This window comes from Microbulbifer sp. TYP-18 (assembly GCF_040932045.1).
Classification (GTDB): Bacteria; Pseudomonadota; Gammaproteobacteria; order Pseudomonadales; family Cellvibrionaceae; genus Microbulbifer.
This window is the reverse complement of the sequence record NZ_JBFRBC010000002.1, coordinates 173417-188296: the sequence shown is the minus strand read 5'-3', so window position 1 is coordinate 188296 and position 14880 is coordinate 173417. Positions and strand designations below refer to the sequence as shown.

16 protein-coding genes are annotated in these 14880 nt (G+C 58.2%); all 16 read left to right on the top strand.

All coding sequences use genetic code 11. The annotated features are described in order from the left end of the window. Nucleotides 1-82: 82 nt before the first annotated feature. The 16 genes from ABVT36_RS02995 (at nucleotide 83) to ABVT36_RS02920 (ending at nucleotide 14848) form a co-directional block, all read left to right on the top strand. Entirely contained in the window at nucleotides 83-604 is a 522-nt protein-coding gene (locus ABVT36_RS02995; RefSeq protein ID WP_368455204.1) for a DUF1249 domain-containing protein, read from the top strand. Between the two features lie 42 nt (nucleotides 605-646). Next, nucleotides 647-1450 carry a 3',5'-cyclic-AMP phosphodiesterase gene (cpdA, locus tag ABVT36_RS02990; protein WP_368455203.1) on the top strand — a complete coding sequence of 268 codons (804 nt, stop codon included), beginning with the start codon at nucleotides 647-649 and terminating at the stop codon, nucleotides 1448-1450. 32 nt (nucleotides 1451-1482) lie between these two features. After that, nucleotides 1483-2283: a hypothetical protein gene (locus tag ABVT36_RS02985; protein ID WP_368455202.1), complete on the top strand. Its 801-nt coding sequence runs from the start codon at nucleotides 1483-1485 to the stop codon at nucleotides 2281-2283. A gap of 162 nt (nucleotides 2284-2445) precedes the next feature. After that, a complete protein-coding gene (locus ABVT36_RS02980) occupies nucleotides 2446-3069 on the top strand; it encodes a YqiA/YcfP family alpha/beta fold hydrolase (RefSeq protein ID WP_368455201.1) in 624 nt (207 codons plus the stop codon). Nucleotides 3070-3077: 8 nt separating this feature from the next. Beyond that, entirely contained in the window at nucleotides 3078-4964 is a 1887-nt protein-coding gene (parE, locus tag ABVT36_RS02975) for a DNA topoisomerase IV subunit B (protein ID WP_368455200.1), read from the top strand. Between the two features lie 103 nt (nucleotides 4965-5067). Next, nucleotides 5068-5934, top strand: a complete 867-nt coding sequence (locus ABVT36_RS02970) for a GntR family transcriptional regulator (protein ID WP_368455199.1) — start codon at nucleotides 5068-5070, stop codon at nucleotides 5932-5934. Between the two features lie 765 nt (nucleotides 5935-6699). Further along, nucleotides 6700-7032, top strand: a complete 333-nt coding sequence (locus tag ABVT36_RS02965; RefSeq protein ID WP_367148665.1) for a Rieske (2Fe-2S) protein — start codon at nucleotides 6700-6702, stop codon at nucleotides 7030-7032. Next, nucleotides 7029-7334 (top strand): recombinase-like helix-turn-helix domain-containing protein, encoded by a 306-nt coding sequence (locus ABVT36_RS02960; RefSeq protein WP_368455198.1) that lies wholly within the window; start codon nucleotides 7029-7031, stop codon nucleotides 7332-7334. The genes ABVT36_RS02965 and ABVT36_RS02960 overlap by 4 nt, the downstream gene beginning before the upstream one ends. Nucleotides 7335-7378: 44 nt before the next feature. Continuing rightward, nucleotides 7379-8428: a Rieske 2Fe-2S domain-containing protein gene (locus ABVT36_RS02955; protein WP_368455197.1), complete on the top strand. Its 1050-nt coding sequence runs from the start codon at nucleotides 7379-7381 to the stop codon at nucleotides 8426-8428. Further along, complete coding sequence (locus ABVT36_RS02950; RefSeq protein ID WP_368455196.1) at nucleotides 8428-9180, top strand: SDR family oxidoreductase; 753 nt, start codon at nucleotides 8428-8430, stop codon at nucleotides 9178-9180. The genes ABVT36_RS02955 and ABVT36_RS02950 overlap by 1 nt, the downstream gene beginning before the upstream one ends. Before the next feature lie 25 nt (nucleotides 9181-9205). After that, complete coding sequence (locus tag ABVT36_RS02945; RefSeq protein ID WP_368455195.1) at nucleotides 9206-10144, top strand: VOC family protein; 939 nt, start codon at nucleotides 9206-9208, stop codon at nucleotides 10142-10144. 1 nt (nucleotide 10145) lies between these two features. Next, on the top strand, nucleotides 10146-11333 hold the full coding sequence (locus tag ABVT36_RS02940) for an NAD(P)/FAD-dependent oxidoreductase (protein ID WP_368455194.1): 1188 nt from the start codon (nucleotides 10146-10148) through the stop codon (nucleotides 11331-11333). 52 nt (nucleotides 11334-11385) lie between these two features. Continuing rightward, a complete protein-coding gene (locus ABVT36_RS02935; RefSeq protein ID WP_368455193.1) occupies nucleotides 11386-12651 on the top strand; it encodes an MFS transporter in 1266 nt (421 codons plus the stop codon). A gap of 42 nt (nucleotides 12652-12693) precedes the next feature. After that, a complete protein-coding gene (locus ABVT36_RS02930) occupies nucleotides 12694-13215 on the top strand; it encodes a cupin domain-containing protein (RefSeq protein ID WP_368455192.1) in 522 nt (173 codons plus the stop codon). Between the two features lie 14 nt (nucleotides 13216-13229). Further along, entirely contained in the window at nucleotides 13230-14057 is an 828-nt protein-coding gene (locus ABVT36_RS02925) for an alpha/beta fold hydrolase (RefSeq protein WP_368455191.1), read from the top strand. Further along, nucleotides 14054-14848 carry an SDR family oxidoreductase gene (locus ABVT36_RS02920; protein ID WP_368455190.1) on the top strand — a complete coding sequence of 265 codons (795 nt, stop codon included), beginning with the start codon at nucleotides 14054-14056 and terminating at the stop codon, nucleotides 14846-14848. The genes ABVT36_RS02925 and ABVT36_RS02920 overlap by 4 nt, the downstream gene beginning before the upstream one ends. Nucleotides 14849-14880 lie beyond the last annotated feature (32 nt).

Here is a 14880-nt window from a genome sequence, read left to right as displayed (position 1 = left end):
CATCGATTCTTGGATTCCGCCGCTGGCAAGGGGCTTGAACTGAGATCTAGATCACGGCGACAACAGAGGCTGAGTGTCAATAATGGCCCCACCGACAGATACTGAAACGGAAGCGCCGCCGGCTGAGCAAAAGTCGCGCAAGGCGCAACATAAGCCTGCTTATCGGGTAAATCTGTCGGATTACCATGCCGACTGTGATGCCAATTATGTGCGCCTGTGCAAGTTGTTACCGGGCCTGGAGGAGCGGTGCTACTGGCGCTACCGTATGCCTGCCGGCGCACTGGAAATGTCCGTGCAGGAGCGCTCGCGCTATACCACCGAAGTGCGCCTGAGCGCCTGTAGGGATCGGGGTGACAGTGACTGGTTGATGCCGCCACAGCTGATAGTGCGCCTCTACCACGATACGCGCATGGCGGAGGTGGTGGCGGTTGGGGGGCGCGGACCCCTGGGTGAACAGGGAGTGAACTTCACCTATCCAAATCCGCGCATGGAGCAGGCCGACGAGCGTCAGCAGGTCAATCGCTTTTTGGGCGAATGGCTGGGACATTGTCTGACCAACGGCCGCGTGGAGTTTGATTTGATACTGGAGGGTCGGCGGTTCTGAGTATGCACCGACCACACAGGGAAGTGACTGGATGGTGAGAGAGTGAGCGAAGCGTCGAGCGGATCTGTGTATCGTCTGGTGCAGTTTACCGACCCCCATATCGGAGGGCGGCCGGATTACCAGTTGTTGGGCCTGGATACCGGCTACACCCTGGGTCAGGTACTGGAAGCCATAGCGCGGGATCAGTCCTCGGCCGACCTGTTGGTGGCCACTGGTGATATCACCGCCAATGGCTCCGATGCAGCTTATCATCGCTTCCTGCAGCAGATGCAGTCTGTCACCAAGCCCTGGTACTGGCTGCCGGGTAATCACGATCGCAGCGCGCTTATGCAGCAGCTTGCCCCGGGGCACTGTACCGATGCCATTGAACTGGGCAACTGGCGGTTGTTACTACTCGATACCAGCGTGGAAAATCAGATTTGCGGCGGCCTGAACGACGATCAGCTGGACCGTCTGCAAATGCAGCTCCACGAGTGTGGCGATCACCCGGTAATGATCCTCATGCACCATCAGCCGGTGCCGGTTGGCAGCGACTGGATCGACGGGCATATGTTGCGCCGGGGTGCCCCGCGCCTGCTGAGTATGGTAACTGAGGCAGCTAATGTGCGCGCACTGGTGTGGGGACATGTTCACCAGCAGTTCGACAGCCGACTCGAACACTGTGGCCTGCATGCCACCCCCTCAACCTCGATCCAGTTCACCCCGGGCAGTGGTCCTTTTGCCGTGGACGACTGCATGCCCGGCTACCGCTGGTTTGAACTCAGCGCCGACGGCAGCTACCGCACAGGGGTTGAGAGGGTCACCATTGCCGAGTACGACGTCGATCTGGACTCCGACGGTTACTGATCGCCAACGCTATTAGAAGGTGATACCCGCCCTTGGGTCTGACGCTGCGGGCTGTGACTGGCGTCGCCCCGCCCTACAATGAAGTCTGCGGTGCCGAGCAGTTGAGGTTCAGCATGATAAAGGTCCTGATTGCCCCAGTGCCCCTATTAGCGGCGGTGCTGGTCTTACTGGGTGGCTGCCAGCAGAGCGGTACCACCACAACCCCATCCCAACTCACGTCTACCGCCGAGACAGGCAGGTCAGCCAGCAGCGGTGCTTCCGGCCTGGTGCCGCGCGCGGGTGGGGCAGGTCTGAATAGCGTGGAAGCCGCCTTTGCCCTGGATGTCAGCGGTGCCTCAGTGTACGTCGAGCCATTGGTCATCGATTACAGGCGCAGTGCTCAAACCGGCCCCCGACGCCTAGGGGAAGGGGACCTTCAGCTGGGGCCCAGTGACCGGGCGCGACTGCAATCATTGACAGCGGGGGCGTTTAACGAGCGCTTTCTCGGCCCCAGAGGAGGGCGCCTGGCCACAGATCCGGGCGGCGCGGACTATCGTCTGCGGTTGCGACTGGAGAATTTTGCCCTGAGTGGCCCCCTGCAACTGACGACAGGTCTGCAGCGCACCTTTGCCCGGAGCAGCGCCCAGGGCACCCTGACAGGCGGGCTCTACAATCGGGAAGGCCAGTTGGTCATGCGATTCCGCAGCCGCAACCTGTATCGCGAGCGCGCGGGAGGGCTGGGTTCAGCGCGCTTTGAGCGCTTCTCCAGCGCCAGCTTCTGGGCCGAAACCCGCGCCTCCATGCGACGCACTTTTTCCAGCCTGGGTGCCAGCCTGGATGGGGGTGGGCGTTAAACCCTGGCGCAGAATCATATAGCCCCGCTGTCGCTTGCCGGTGAGGCTGGACACAAGGTGCGCCGCGCGCCGTCTATAGGCGGCGGATGGTTTGCACATTGCACCGGAAAAGGCCCGAGAAAGGGCTTTGCTCCCGCAAGGACCGGGCTATAATTCGCGGCCATGTCCGCCCAGCAATCTGCCAATCCGTCGCTGTTGATCTATCTGCACGGCTTTTTGTCTTCACCGCAGTCGTTCAAATGCCGGTCGATGTGCGACTGGCTGGTGCGGGCGCACAGCGATATCGCCTTCGCTGCACCGCAGCTGTCGCCGCACCCCGGCAAGGCCATGGCAGTGTTGACCCGGCTGATCGATGGCCGCTTCGCGGCCGATGCGGATTCCAGAGTCGGGCTCTTGGGTAGCTCCATGGGTGGATTTTTCGCCACAGTGCTGGCCGAGCGCTATCGGCTTCCCGCAGTGCTGGTCAACCCCGCCGTTCGCCCCGCCCGGTTTATGCCCGCCTACCTGGGGCAGACCCTGACTCCCTACAGCGGCGAGGCGCGGGACTATCGCTTAACCGAAGCTGACGTTGATACTATGCAGCAACTGGAAGATGAATTGCCGCAGCCACTGACGAGCCGTTACTGGCTGCTTGCACAGCGGGGCGACGAGACATTGGATTGCCGCGAAGCGGAGGTGTTTTACCGCGGTGAGCGGCAAACTGTAGAGGATGGCGGCAATCACAGCTTTGCAGGGTACGAGCGTTATCGTCAGCCTATAATCGATTTTTTATTTAAGCAGCAGTAATAAGCAGTATGGACAACTATTCCGCCGAAGATATCGAGGTGCTCACGGGGCTGGATCCGGTACGTAAGCGCCCCGGCATGTACACCGATACCACCCGTCCCAACCACCTGGCCCAGGAGGTCATCGACAACAGTGTCGACGAAGCACTGGCCGGGCATGCGAAGAAAATTGAAGTGGTGCTGCACAAAGACAATTCGCTATCGGTGAGCGATGACGGCCGGGGTATGCCGGTGGACATACACCCGGAGCAGGGGCGTCCGGGAGTGGAAGTCATCCTCTCCACCCTGCATGCCGGGGGCAAATTTTCCAACAAAAACTACCAGTTTTCCGGTGGTCTGCACGGTGTCGGGGTTTCCGTGGTCAACGCCCTGTCCAAAGTTCTGGAAGTCACCATCCAGCGCAACGGGCAGATTTATCGTATGGGGTTCCACAACGGCGACAAGGCCTCGGAGCTGGAAGTGATCGGTAGCTGCGGCAAGCGCACCACCGGTACCAGCCTGCGTTTCCTGCCCGATCCCAAATATTTTGATTCCATCAAGTTCTCCGTGCGTCATCTGCGCCACCTGTTGCGCGCCAAGGCGGTGTTGTGTCCCGGCCTGACGGTGGTTTTTATCAATGAACAGGACGGGGAATCGGATCAGTGGTATTACGAGGACGGTCTCACTGACTACCTAGCCGCCGCCAATCAGGGCTGGGAGGTATTGCCCGCAGAGCCATTCGTAGGCAGTTTCAGCGCCACCAGTGAAGCGGCCGACTGGGCTGTACAGTGGCTGCCCCAGGGGGGCGAAGTGACGACCGAGTCCTACGTCAACCTTATACCCACCGCCCAGGGAGGCACGCACGTCAACGGCCTGCGCGCCGGCCTGCTGGATGCGATGCGGGAGTATTGTGAAATCCGCAACCTGGTACCCCGCGGCGTCAAACTTGGCCCCGAGGATATCTGGGCCCAGTGCAGCTATGTGCTGTCCGCCAAACTTGCAGAACCGCAATTTTCCGGCCAGACCAAAGAGCGCCTGTCTTCCCGTGAAGCGACTGCATTTGTGTCCGGAGTGGCCAAAGACGCCTTTAGCTTATGGCTGAACCAGCATACCGGGGAGGGGGACAAGCTGGCCGAGTTGTGTGTCAGCAACGCGCAAAAACGCCTGCGTTCGGCTAAGAAAATTGCACGTAAAAAGGTTAACCAGGGCCCCGCACTGCCGGGCAAACTGGCGGACTGTGCCAGTGGTGATACCAGTAGCTCGGAACTGTTTCTGGTAGAGGGGGACTCCGCCGGCGGCTCCGCCAAGCAGGCGCGGGACCGCGAATTCCAGGCCATAATGCCGCTGCGCGGAAAGATCCTGAACACCTGGGAAGTGGATTCGGCGGAAATTCTCGCCAGCCAGGAGGTGCATGATGTCGCTGTGGCGCTGGGCGTAGACCCCGGCAGCGACAATCTGGAAGGATTGCGCTATGACAAAATCTGTATCCTCGCAGACGCCGACTCCGACGGGCTCCACATCGCTACCTTGTTGTGTGCATTGTTTCTGCGACACTTTCGCCCTCTGGTGACAAACGGTCACGTCTATGTGGCTATGCCTCCTCTGTATCGCATAGATATCGGCAAGGACGTCTACTATGCGCTGGATGAAGCGGAGAAGCAGGGGGTTCTCGACCACATAGCGGCGGAAAACAAGAAAGGCAAAATCCAGGTCACGCGGTTTAAAGGGTTGGGTGAAATGAATCCGCTGCAACTGCGGGAGACCACTATGGATCCCAATACCCGCCGGCTGGTGCAACTGTATGTGGATGCCGGTGATGACAGCAACCAGCTGCTGGATATGTTGCTTGCCAAAAAGCGTGCTGGAGATCGCAAACTGTGGCTGGAAAGCAAAGGGAATTTGGCTGAAATAGGCTAAGTGTAAATTTTACCAAAAGTTTATAAATTTTTATGGTAATCCTATAAAAATTTTATACTTCGAGAAAGGAATCTCGGAGTATCCTGCGTCCTGTCGTTTCACTGTGCGCTATAATTGTGGCTCCGAACTAGGCGCCAGCCAAACAAGAAAAAGGGTTGCCTGTTCTTTTGTAGCCGTGATAAATCACAATTCCATGCTTGAACTTCTCGCCAAACGTACCGCTGACCACTTGCGACTCGCCCCAAGATCGCCGAAATATTTGTGCCTGCGAGATGCCATTGTGCAGATGATCTCCGAAGGACTTCTCAGCGAAGGTGATCGTATACCTACGGAGCAACAACTTGCCGCAGCGCTGCCCGTTAGCTTGGGGACAGTGCAAAAAGCGCTGAACAACCTTGTGGAAACCGGCGATCTCTATCGCCAACGGCGGCGGGGAACCTTTGTCGCGGAAAGCGAGCGCCGCCACCAGTTAGGGTATCCTATCTTCTCTTTTTTCCGCCCCGATAACACCATGGTGCAGCTGACCTTTGTCAAACTGTTGAAACGGGAGCGCGTACAGAAATCGGGGCCTTGGAGTGACAGACTGGGGTCCTGTGCTGAGGGCTATGTACATTTGGTGCGTCGAGACCGCATCGACGGTGTTTTTAATTGCCATACGGAACTCTATCTGCGAGCGGATACCGCTGAACAATTGATGCAAGTGGATAGCACTGTACTGGAACAGGAAAGCATCCTGCCCCTATTGCAAACGCTGCACAGCGAACAAAAATTTCAAGCGCAAAACCAAGTTGGCTGTGTTCGTCTGCCGCGGCCAATAAGGGAAGTGATTGATACGGAAATGCCCGAGGAAAGTTGGGGGATACGCCTTGAAACGCTTTATCAATTGACAAGTGGCAGCACGGTTGTCTGGCAAGTAATGCATATCCCCATCAATGAATATCGTCTGAATTTCCTGGTTGCCCACGCCTGATTGCGCTGGGGGTAGATAATAGGCACTGTGTGACCTGGCTGAGAATTCCACCCAATGCCTAGGGCCTGCTGACACTAACTGAGTTGGCCCTGTTGTGACAGAAAAGGGGCCAATCGAGGCAAGAGGAGCGCGGTTTGGTTGTTCCTAATGAGCGACGAGCAACGAAGAGTGGCGCCTTTTCTGGTACAACCCGAAGGGCTGCCCCTGGTTTCGCGCCCTGCGGCGTTAAAAATTGCTTATGTGGACCCACCACACAGCGCAATTCCTGCCTTGCAGGCCACAAAACCAGTGGCAGCAGGGCTATCTCAGTTAGTGTCAACAGGCCCTAGCTCAACACCAGTGGGTAGCATTGTCAGCGGTCCGCAAACGCCACAAGTGACCATTTTGGGCCTCGCCATAGCCTCACTGTCCTGAATTTTTCAACACGATCAGTATCCGAATTAATACCGTAGAAGCTGGTCGATAAGCATGGGCTTATTTTTGTTTAAAAATCCTTAAATAAACAAATTTATCACTTGCAAATATATATATAGTAAAAATTTACTGCATATAAAGTACTTTAGTAGGATAAATGTAATTACTGGGCTTCAGGCTATCTATCTATTTTCTATTCTCAATAAAGAGATTAATCCTGTCTTTTTATAACAAATCAGTATATATAAATACTATATAGTATTGACGGGCGATTTGTTTGGCGCTTATTCTCACCTCCGGCTATTCGAAAGATAACGCGCCAGATTCAGTTTTCTGCGGAGGTTTATTTCCATGAGCTGGACCACTGTCTGCACAAAAGAACAGATACAGGAAGACTTTCCCTGCTCGGTAGAGATCAACGACAAGAAAGTTGGGGTTTACCTAGTGGAAGGGGCCTATTACGCCCTTGAGGACATCTGCCCTCACGCCTATGCACTGCTGTCCCAAGGGTTCGTTGAGAACGGCCAAGTGGAGTGCCCGCTGCACGAAGCCGTGTTCGATATCAAAAGTGGCAAGTGTATTCACGACGTGGGCTTTGGCGGCAAGAGTTTACAGACCTACCCCATTCGGATCGTCGATAACGCCATTCAAATCCAGACCGATAACCAGGAGTCCGATTCGTGAGCGAGCAGAACTTCAACCCCCAGCTCAAACAGTGGGCCCAAATTATCCCTTCCAGCGAAGCCGGCCAGGGTCGGATAGAGCAGCCCGGCGGATTCGACAATCGGGTATGGCAGACCCGTGAAAGACCTGCCGAGCCCTTTGAGCTGGCCCTGGCGGAAGCCCTGGAAAGTGCCTTTGAAGGCGGTGCAGAAACCTTCGAAGAGTTGCTTGTGGCGCTACAGACGCAAAAGAGCTTGGATCGCCAGGGCTGCCTGTGGAGCGAGCAGACTTTGCTAAACGAATTAACCGTGCTCGGGCAATAGCCGCCTTTGTCGGTACCAGCGGCATAACAATTAAGAGGTTCACTATGCACACCCTTTCTTCCCCCGAGCAGGCAGTTCGCGATTATTTGGACACCGGTTTGCGTTCCTTATGGTACCCGGTGATTGCCAGCTGGGAGCTTGGCTCCGAACCCTTGGGCATCACCCGACTGGGTGAGAACATCGTATTGTGGCGCGACAATGAGGGCGTTGTGCGTGCCATTGAGGATCGTTGTCCGCACCGGGGCGCACGTCTGTCCCGGGGCTGGAATCTGGGGGACAGGCTGGCCTGCTGGTACCACGGCGTAGAGGTAGACGGAGAGGGCCGCATTCGCGACGTTCCCGCGGTGGACAACAGCCCCCTGGTGGGCAAGAAGTGCCAGCGCCACTATTCGGTGATTGAAACCCAGGGCGCCATTTTTCTCTACTTTCCCACCGTCGAGGGGGAGCCGGTTCCGGAATTGCAGTTGCCTCGGGAATTGAGCGACGACAGCTACAGCAATTTCTTGTGTGTCGCCAGCTGGCGCTGCAACTACCAATACGCCGTCGACAATGTGATGGACCCCATGCACGGGACCTACCTGCACGCCAATTCCCACTCTATGGCCGAGGGCAATCGCCAGGCGGAAATGGAACTCAAGCCCACCGAAAGCGGCTTTGTGTTCAAGAAGACCGATCAAGCCGGGGTCAACTTCGACTGGGTGGAGTACGGCAATAGCGGCGCCCTGTGGCTGCGTCTGTCCATTCCATATAAGAAGTGCTTTGGCCCCGGCGGACCCTTTTGGATCGTGGGTATGGCGGTGCCGGAAGATCGCGACCACTGTCGAGTGTTTTTTTGGCGTATTCGCAAGGTGGAAGGCTGGCAGCGCCAGGCTTGGCGCTTCCTGTACCGCACCAAACTGGAAAAACTGCATTGGGATGTGCTGGAACAGGACCGCATGATCCTGGAAGCCCTGGACCCCGCCGCCCGGGATCTGGAAAACCTCTACGAACACGATGTGGGTTTGCAGCGCCTGCGGCGGGTGATGCAAAAACTTGCCAAAGCGCAGTTGGCCCGGCGCGCTGAAGCCGAATCGAGCCAAGGGGCAGGGCACTGATGCGGGGCCAGTCTCTTGCGGGCAAACGCTTGTTAATCACCGGCGCCGCCCGCGGTCTGGGTCGTGCCATCGCCGAGGCAGCTGCCGCTGAGGGCGCGCAGCTGGTTCTGAGCGATTTGCTCGACAAGGAATTGACGGCCACTGCCGAAGCGCTGCGCAGCAGCGGTCATTCGGTGGAGACCCTGTTGATGGATCAGGGCAACCCCGATGCGATCAACTCGGCCATGGCAAGCCTTCGGGGCCCTCTACACGGATTGATCAACAACGCCGCCGTGGCCACCGACGTCGGCGGCGCGCTGATGGAAGACTACGATCTGGCGCTGTGGGACAGGGTGATGCAAGTGAATGTGCGCGGCCTCTGGCTCACCACCCGCGCAGCCCTGCCGTTGATGGAAAAAGCCGGGGGTGCCAGCGTCGTCAACCTGGCCTCGGATACAGCGCTGTGGGGCGCGCCAAAACTGATGGCCTACGTGGCCAGCAAGGGTGCTGTGATCGCCATGACCCGTGCCATGGCTCGGGAATTGGGCGAACGCCAGATTCGGGTCAACACCATCGCTCCCGGACTCGTCCGCGGACAATCAACCGACTATGTCCCCGCAGAGCGCCATCGCCTGTACGCGGAGGGGCGTGCCCTAAAACGGGAGCAGCAGCCGCAAGATGTCTGCGGCAGTGTGCTTTATCTGCTCTCGGACTGGTCGGAATTTGTCACTGGTCAATTGCTGCCGGTGAACGGCGGTTTTCTTTTTAACTAAACGGTTACTTTAGCGGAGCCAATCCATGGGCATTATCGGAATCGAAGAACTGGAATTTGGTGTGCAGGATATTGAGGCTGCCGCCCGCTTCGCCGACGACTTCGGTCTCGCTCGCGCCGCGGATTGCAGCGGGCAGTTCCCGGCTTTTGAGACCCTTGACGGCGCGCGCATTTTGCTGCGGGATCTCAACGCGCCTGAGTTGCCGCCCGCCTTTGAATCCGGTTCCACCCTGCGGCGCATCACTTGGGGAGTGGCCGATCATCAAAGCCTAGAAACCATGCGCGCGCGCATGCAAGGGCAACCAGGCTTTATCGATGGTGGCGATCACTTGCAGTGTCGCGACCCCAACGGCCTGACCCTGATGGTGCGAACCAGCACCTTGCGTCCTGTGGACCTGGAGGTGCCGCCGATCAATCAGTGGGGCGATATGCGCCGCGTAGACCTGCCCAGTCCCGTGTATGAAAAAGCCGAGCCAATTGGCATTGGCCACGCGGTGTTTTTTGTTGCCGATCTGGCCGAGAGCGAAAGCTTTTATCGCGAGGTAATGGGATTCCACGTTTCTGACCGCTATACCGATCGCGGTGTTTTTATGCGTATGCAGGCGCGCGGCGGTCACCACAATATTTTTCTGCTCAAGTTGCCCGGTCGCACGGCCGGCCTGAACCATGTCGCCTTCACCGTGCGGGATATCCACGAAGTGATTGGTGGGGGACTGGCGATGCACCGCAAACAGTGGACCACCTTTATCGGCCCGGGTCGCCACCCGGTGTCTTCAGCCTACTTTTGGTACGTCAACAGCCCAATGGGCGGCCCCTTTGAATACTACACCAACGAGGATTATCTGACCGAACACTGGACCCCCAGGGAACTGGTGCACTCGCTGGAATCTTTTACCGAGTGGGGTGTCGAGGGCGGTATCGACATCCACACCCGACGCCAGAAGCCCCGAGCAGTGGAGTCTTGAGGTGGACAAGGTTCTGGTAATCGGCGGCGGCCAAGCGGCAGGGTGGGCTTGCAAAACGCTGCGGGCCGAAGGTTATGACGGTGCGATCACCGTAGTGGCGGAAGAGGCGCATGATTTTTACGAACGCCCGCCCCTGTCCAAAGATGCCTTGACTGCCGATGCACCGCTGCCGCGGTTGTTTTCGCCGGAGGATATGGCTGCGCTCCAATTGCGTTGGAAGCGCCCGGCACGTGCTGTCGCCATAGACCGTGCATCTCGGCAGGTGACGCTTGCTGACGGCGAACGCCTGTCCTACGAACGTCTGCTGGTCGCCACGGGTGCCCGCGCACGCCTGCCGGTGGCTGACTGGGCACAGTTGGACCGGGTGGTGACATTGCGAAGTTGGGATGACGCACAAGTGCTGCGCCGCCGACTGGCGACTGCACGCCGCGTGGCGGTGATTGGCGGCGGCTGGATTGGCCTGGAAGTTGCCTCCAGTGCCCGTGCTCTCGGGCTGGAGGTGGCAGTGTTCGAGCGCGCACCTGGTTTGTGTGGGCGCAGTGTCGGCCCTGAAGTGGCAGAGGCCATCGCCGAATTGCATCGCGAAAACGGTGTTGCCTTACATCTGGATTGTGGTGACCTCCATCTGGCGCAAACGCCTTCCGCCATTCATGTGAGCGCCGGTGGCAATAGTGAATCTTTCGATCTGGTGGTGGTGGGCACTGGAGTACAAATCAATTTAGAGCTGGCCCGCGACGCAGGCCTGGACACAGACCAAGGGGTGCTGGTGGATGAGGCGGGGCGTACCAGCGATCCACATATTTTTGCCGCCGGCGATGTGGCCCAGCATCCGCAATTGGGTATTTGCCTGCAATCCTGGGCGTTCGCGCAAAATCAGGCGACAGTGGCCGCCCGCGCCCTGTTGGGCCAAGCGGTCGGCTACCGGGAGCCCGCTTGGCTCTGGTCTGATCAGTGCGGACGCAATATTCAAATCCTCGGCACGCCGGTCGCTAATGGCCACTGCGTAGTACGCCGGGAAACGGCAAGTGCAGTGTTCTTTTACCTGGACGCTGACAATCGATTGGCGCAGATGGTGGCCTTTGATCAGCCACGTGCCATCAAGTTAGGCAAACGCTGGATAAACACCGGGTTGGCGCTGGATACCAGTCTCCTCGCCAATCCCGACTTCAACCTGATGCAGCTTCGCTAGCCCGCGACACAATTCGCGGCACGAGTATGCAAAGCAACCATGGGATCAGACGATGACAATAATAGCGGTTAACAAGCCGGCCACGGCGCCAAACACGAGTACAACCAGTGCAAAGCAATGGGCCATTCCACTGGCCTTGCTTACCTGCGTGATTCTCTCCTTTTTCGACAAGATCAGTATCGCTGTACTGCTGGCCATTCCGGCGTTTCAGGCCGATATGGGAGTGGTGGGGGACACCACTAAGCTCGGCTGGTTGATGTCGGCATTTTTGATTTCCTATGGCCTCTCGTCCATGTTTCTCAGTTCTCTCGCCGACGTTATCAGCCCTAAGCGTTGCCTCTATGCCATCATGATTGTGACCGCACTGATCATGGCGCTGATGGGGCTGGTTGATAACTACCAGCATATGCTCACCCTGCGCATTGTGCTGGGGGTGGTTGAGGGCCCGCTGTTTGGCATCGCCTACGCCATCGTCAAGCGGAGTTTTCCGCTACGGGAACAGGCCCGTGCCACCATGCTGTGGATTATCGGTACCCCGATCGGCGCCATGATCGGCTTTCCCCTCACGTTTCAGATTTTGCAAACCTTCGGCTGGCGCGCCACCTTTTTCACAATGGCACTGTTGACGATACCGATCCTGCTATTGATGTGGGCGGTGTTTCGCAATCAGCTCCATCTGGATTACACAACGCCCGAGGGCGAGCAGCGCGACCGTCAGCCGATCAGTGCGAAAGCTTACCTGTCGGCTTGTCGCGAGCTACTGGCAAACACCCCATTCGTTGCCGTGTGCCTGTTCAACGCCGCCCTGCTCAGTTACCTGTGGGGCCTCAACTCCTGGCTACCCACCTACTTGACCCAGGAGCGCGGTGTGCAGCTGAGAGATGCCGGGCTGGTTTCCGCGATCCCCTTTGTGTCCATGCTCTTGGGGCAGTTTGTCGGCGCCAGCCTGTCGGATCGCTACGACCGCCGCGCGTTGATGTGCGCCTTGCCGCTGATCTTCGCTGGGGTCGGTATTCTCGCTCTGTTGGCGTTTGACAATAGTGTTTTGGCAATCGCCGCGTTGGCCTTTAGCACCTTTTGTTGGGGCATGGTGCCGCCGAGCATCTTTACCCTGGTGGGCAAGCTGGCACCCGCCGACAAAATTTCGAGCTATGGCGGTGTCGCCAACGGTTTTGGCAACCTCACTTCCGCTTTTATGCCCGTCGCCATTGGCGCCTTGATCGCCTTTACCGGCAGCGTGAACTTCGGCCTGTTGTTTATGGCGTTGCTGGCGTTGATTGGCGGAGCCCTGCTACTGCCGCTGGTGCGGCGCTACTAGCGCGCCCGGCCATTACCGGAACCTGAAATAGAGGAGACAACCATGACCGCACAATCCGCCACCATGAAGCGACCCGCCGACATGAACTTTTCCGACTGGATAGAGAGTCGCGTTGCACGCTACAAGGGCCGTACCTACGACTGGAGCGCACTGAAATTCCAGGCAGATTTCGACCCCAAGTACCGGCGCGCGCAGATGCGTTATATCGGCACTGGGGCCACCGGGGTTGCCACGGACACCAATACCATTCCCGCGGAACATTTCACTTTTTCCACCATGGTACTGCCTTCCAAGTGTGAAGGCCCCCTGCATGTGCACGATGATGTAGAGGAGGTCTTCTTCGTACTCAAGGGACAGATTCGCCTGTTTTTAAAAGATGGTGATGACTACACCGAAACCGTGTTGCAAGAACGCGATGTGGTATCGGTTCCCCCGGGTATCTACCGTGGCCTGCTCAACGAAAGTGAGGAAGAGGCATTGATGTGCGTGATGTTGGGCACACCCAAGCCCAAGATTCCCACCTACCCGGAAGATCACCCGCTTTCCAAAATTAAGCGCAATTAAGGCGGCGATAGCTCGTGCAGATAAAGCGTTTGCAACTGTCAGCGGGTCCGCTCTATTACCGCGAGAGCGGTCGCGGCCCGGCATTGGTGTTGCTGCACGGCATCAGCTCCGGTGCTGCCTCCTGGGAACCACTAGCGGCGCATCTGCCGGACTATCGCCTGCTGGCTTGGGATGCCCCTGGTTACGGCCAAAGTCAGCCGCTGGCGAACCCGTGTCCCAACGCTGCCGATTACGTGCAGCGCCTGGAGGACTGGCGCCAAGCGCTGGACTTGGAGAGTTTCGTCTTGGTGGGCCACTCCCTGGGCGCCATGGTCGCCGCCGCCTATTGGCGGGCCTATCCGGAGCGGCTCGCCGGGCTGGTGCTGGCCAGCCCCGCAGCGGGTTATCAGTACGCTGCACAGGAGAAAAGGACCGCCGTCTATCGCAGTCGCTTTACGCAGTTGCAGGACATGGGCCACAAGGCCTATGCCGCGGCGCGCGCACCTCACCTGCTGCGCCGCAATGCTTCCCCGGAGGATATCGCCCGGGTGCAGGCCGGCATTGAACGACTCAATATCGACGGGTTTCGGCAAGCCAGTTGGATGTTGGCGGAAGACGCCATCGCCAACTATTTGAATACTTCGTTGGCGCTTCCGGGGCTGGTGCTGTGCGGAGAAGAGGACTCCATCACCCCGCCGAAGGGTGCGCGAGAACTGGCACAGCACCTGTCTCTACCTTATCGGGAAATCCGCGGCGCCGGTCACGCTTGTTATATCGACGCGCCTTTGGCGTTCGCCGCTGCCTTGCGAGGCTTCGCCACCCGGGAAAAGTTCGCCACTGTCAACGGGAGGACCTCAGTGTGAAATTGTCGATTGACAACCGTGTAGCGGTGGTAACGGGTGGCAGCTCAGGTATCGGCTTTGAGACGGTAAGACTGCTGTTGGCCGCTGGTGCGCGCGTTGCCTTTTGTGGGCGCAACAGAGAGCGTCTGGAAAATGCGCGTGTGTTGCTGGAGCGCGATTACCCGAGCGGTGAGCTGTTGGCGCTGCCCTGCGATGTTTTGAATGAGGACGACTGCCGCGAATTTGCTGTGGCGGTAAAAGAGCGTTTTGGTGGCTGCGACCTGTTGATTGCCAATGCGGGTCAGGGTTTTGTAGCGCATTTGGACGATACCCCTGAGGAGGCTTGGCTGGGCGAGTCACGCCTAAAACTATTCGGTGTGCTGAATCCCTTGGCCGCCTTTCGTCCTTTGCTGCGCAATTCCGACATCGCCTCGCTCACCTGTGTGAACTCGCTGCTGGCGCTGCAGCCGGAGCCACACATGATCGCCACTTCAGCGGCGCGCGCGGCGTTGCTCAATTTAACCCACTCTCTATCCCATGAGTTGATTGGGGAAGGCATTCGCGTCAATTCGATTTTGCTCGGCATGGTGGAATCCGGCCAATGGCGGCGGCGTTTCGAACAGCGTGGCGAGCGATCGCAGAGCTGGGAGCAATGGTCCAGCGCCATAGCGGCCAAGCGGGGCATCCCCATGGGCCGCCTGGGGCGGCCGGAAGAAGCGGCGCGGGCGCTGGTGTTTTTAGCGTCGCCATTGGCTTCTTTCACCACCGGCGCCGCGCTCGATGTATCCGGTGGCTTCAACCGGCATCTATAGCGGCGCCGTACTTTTAACTGAGAGGAGTCCAG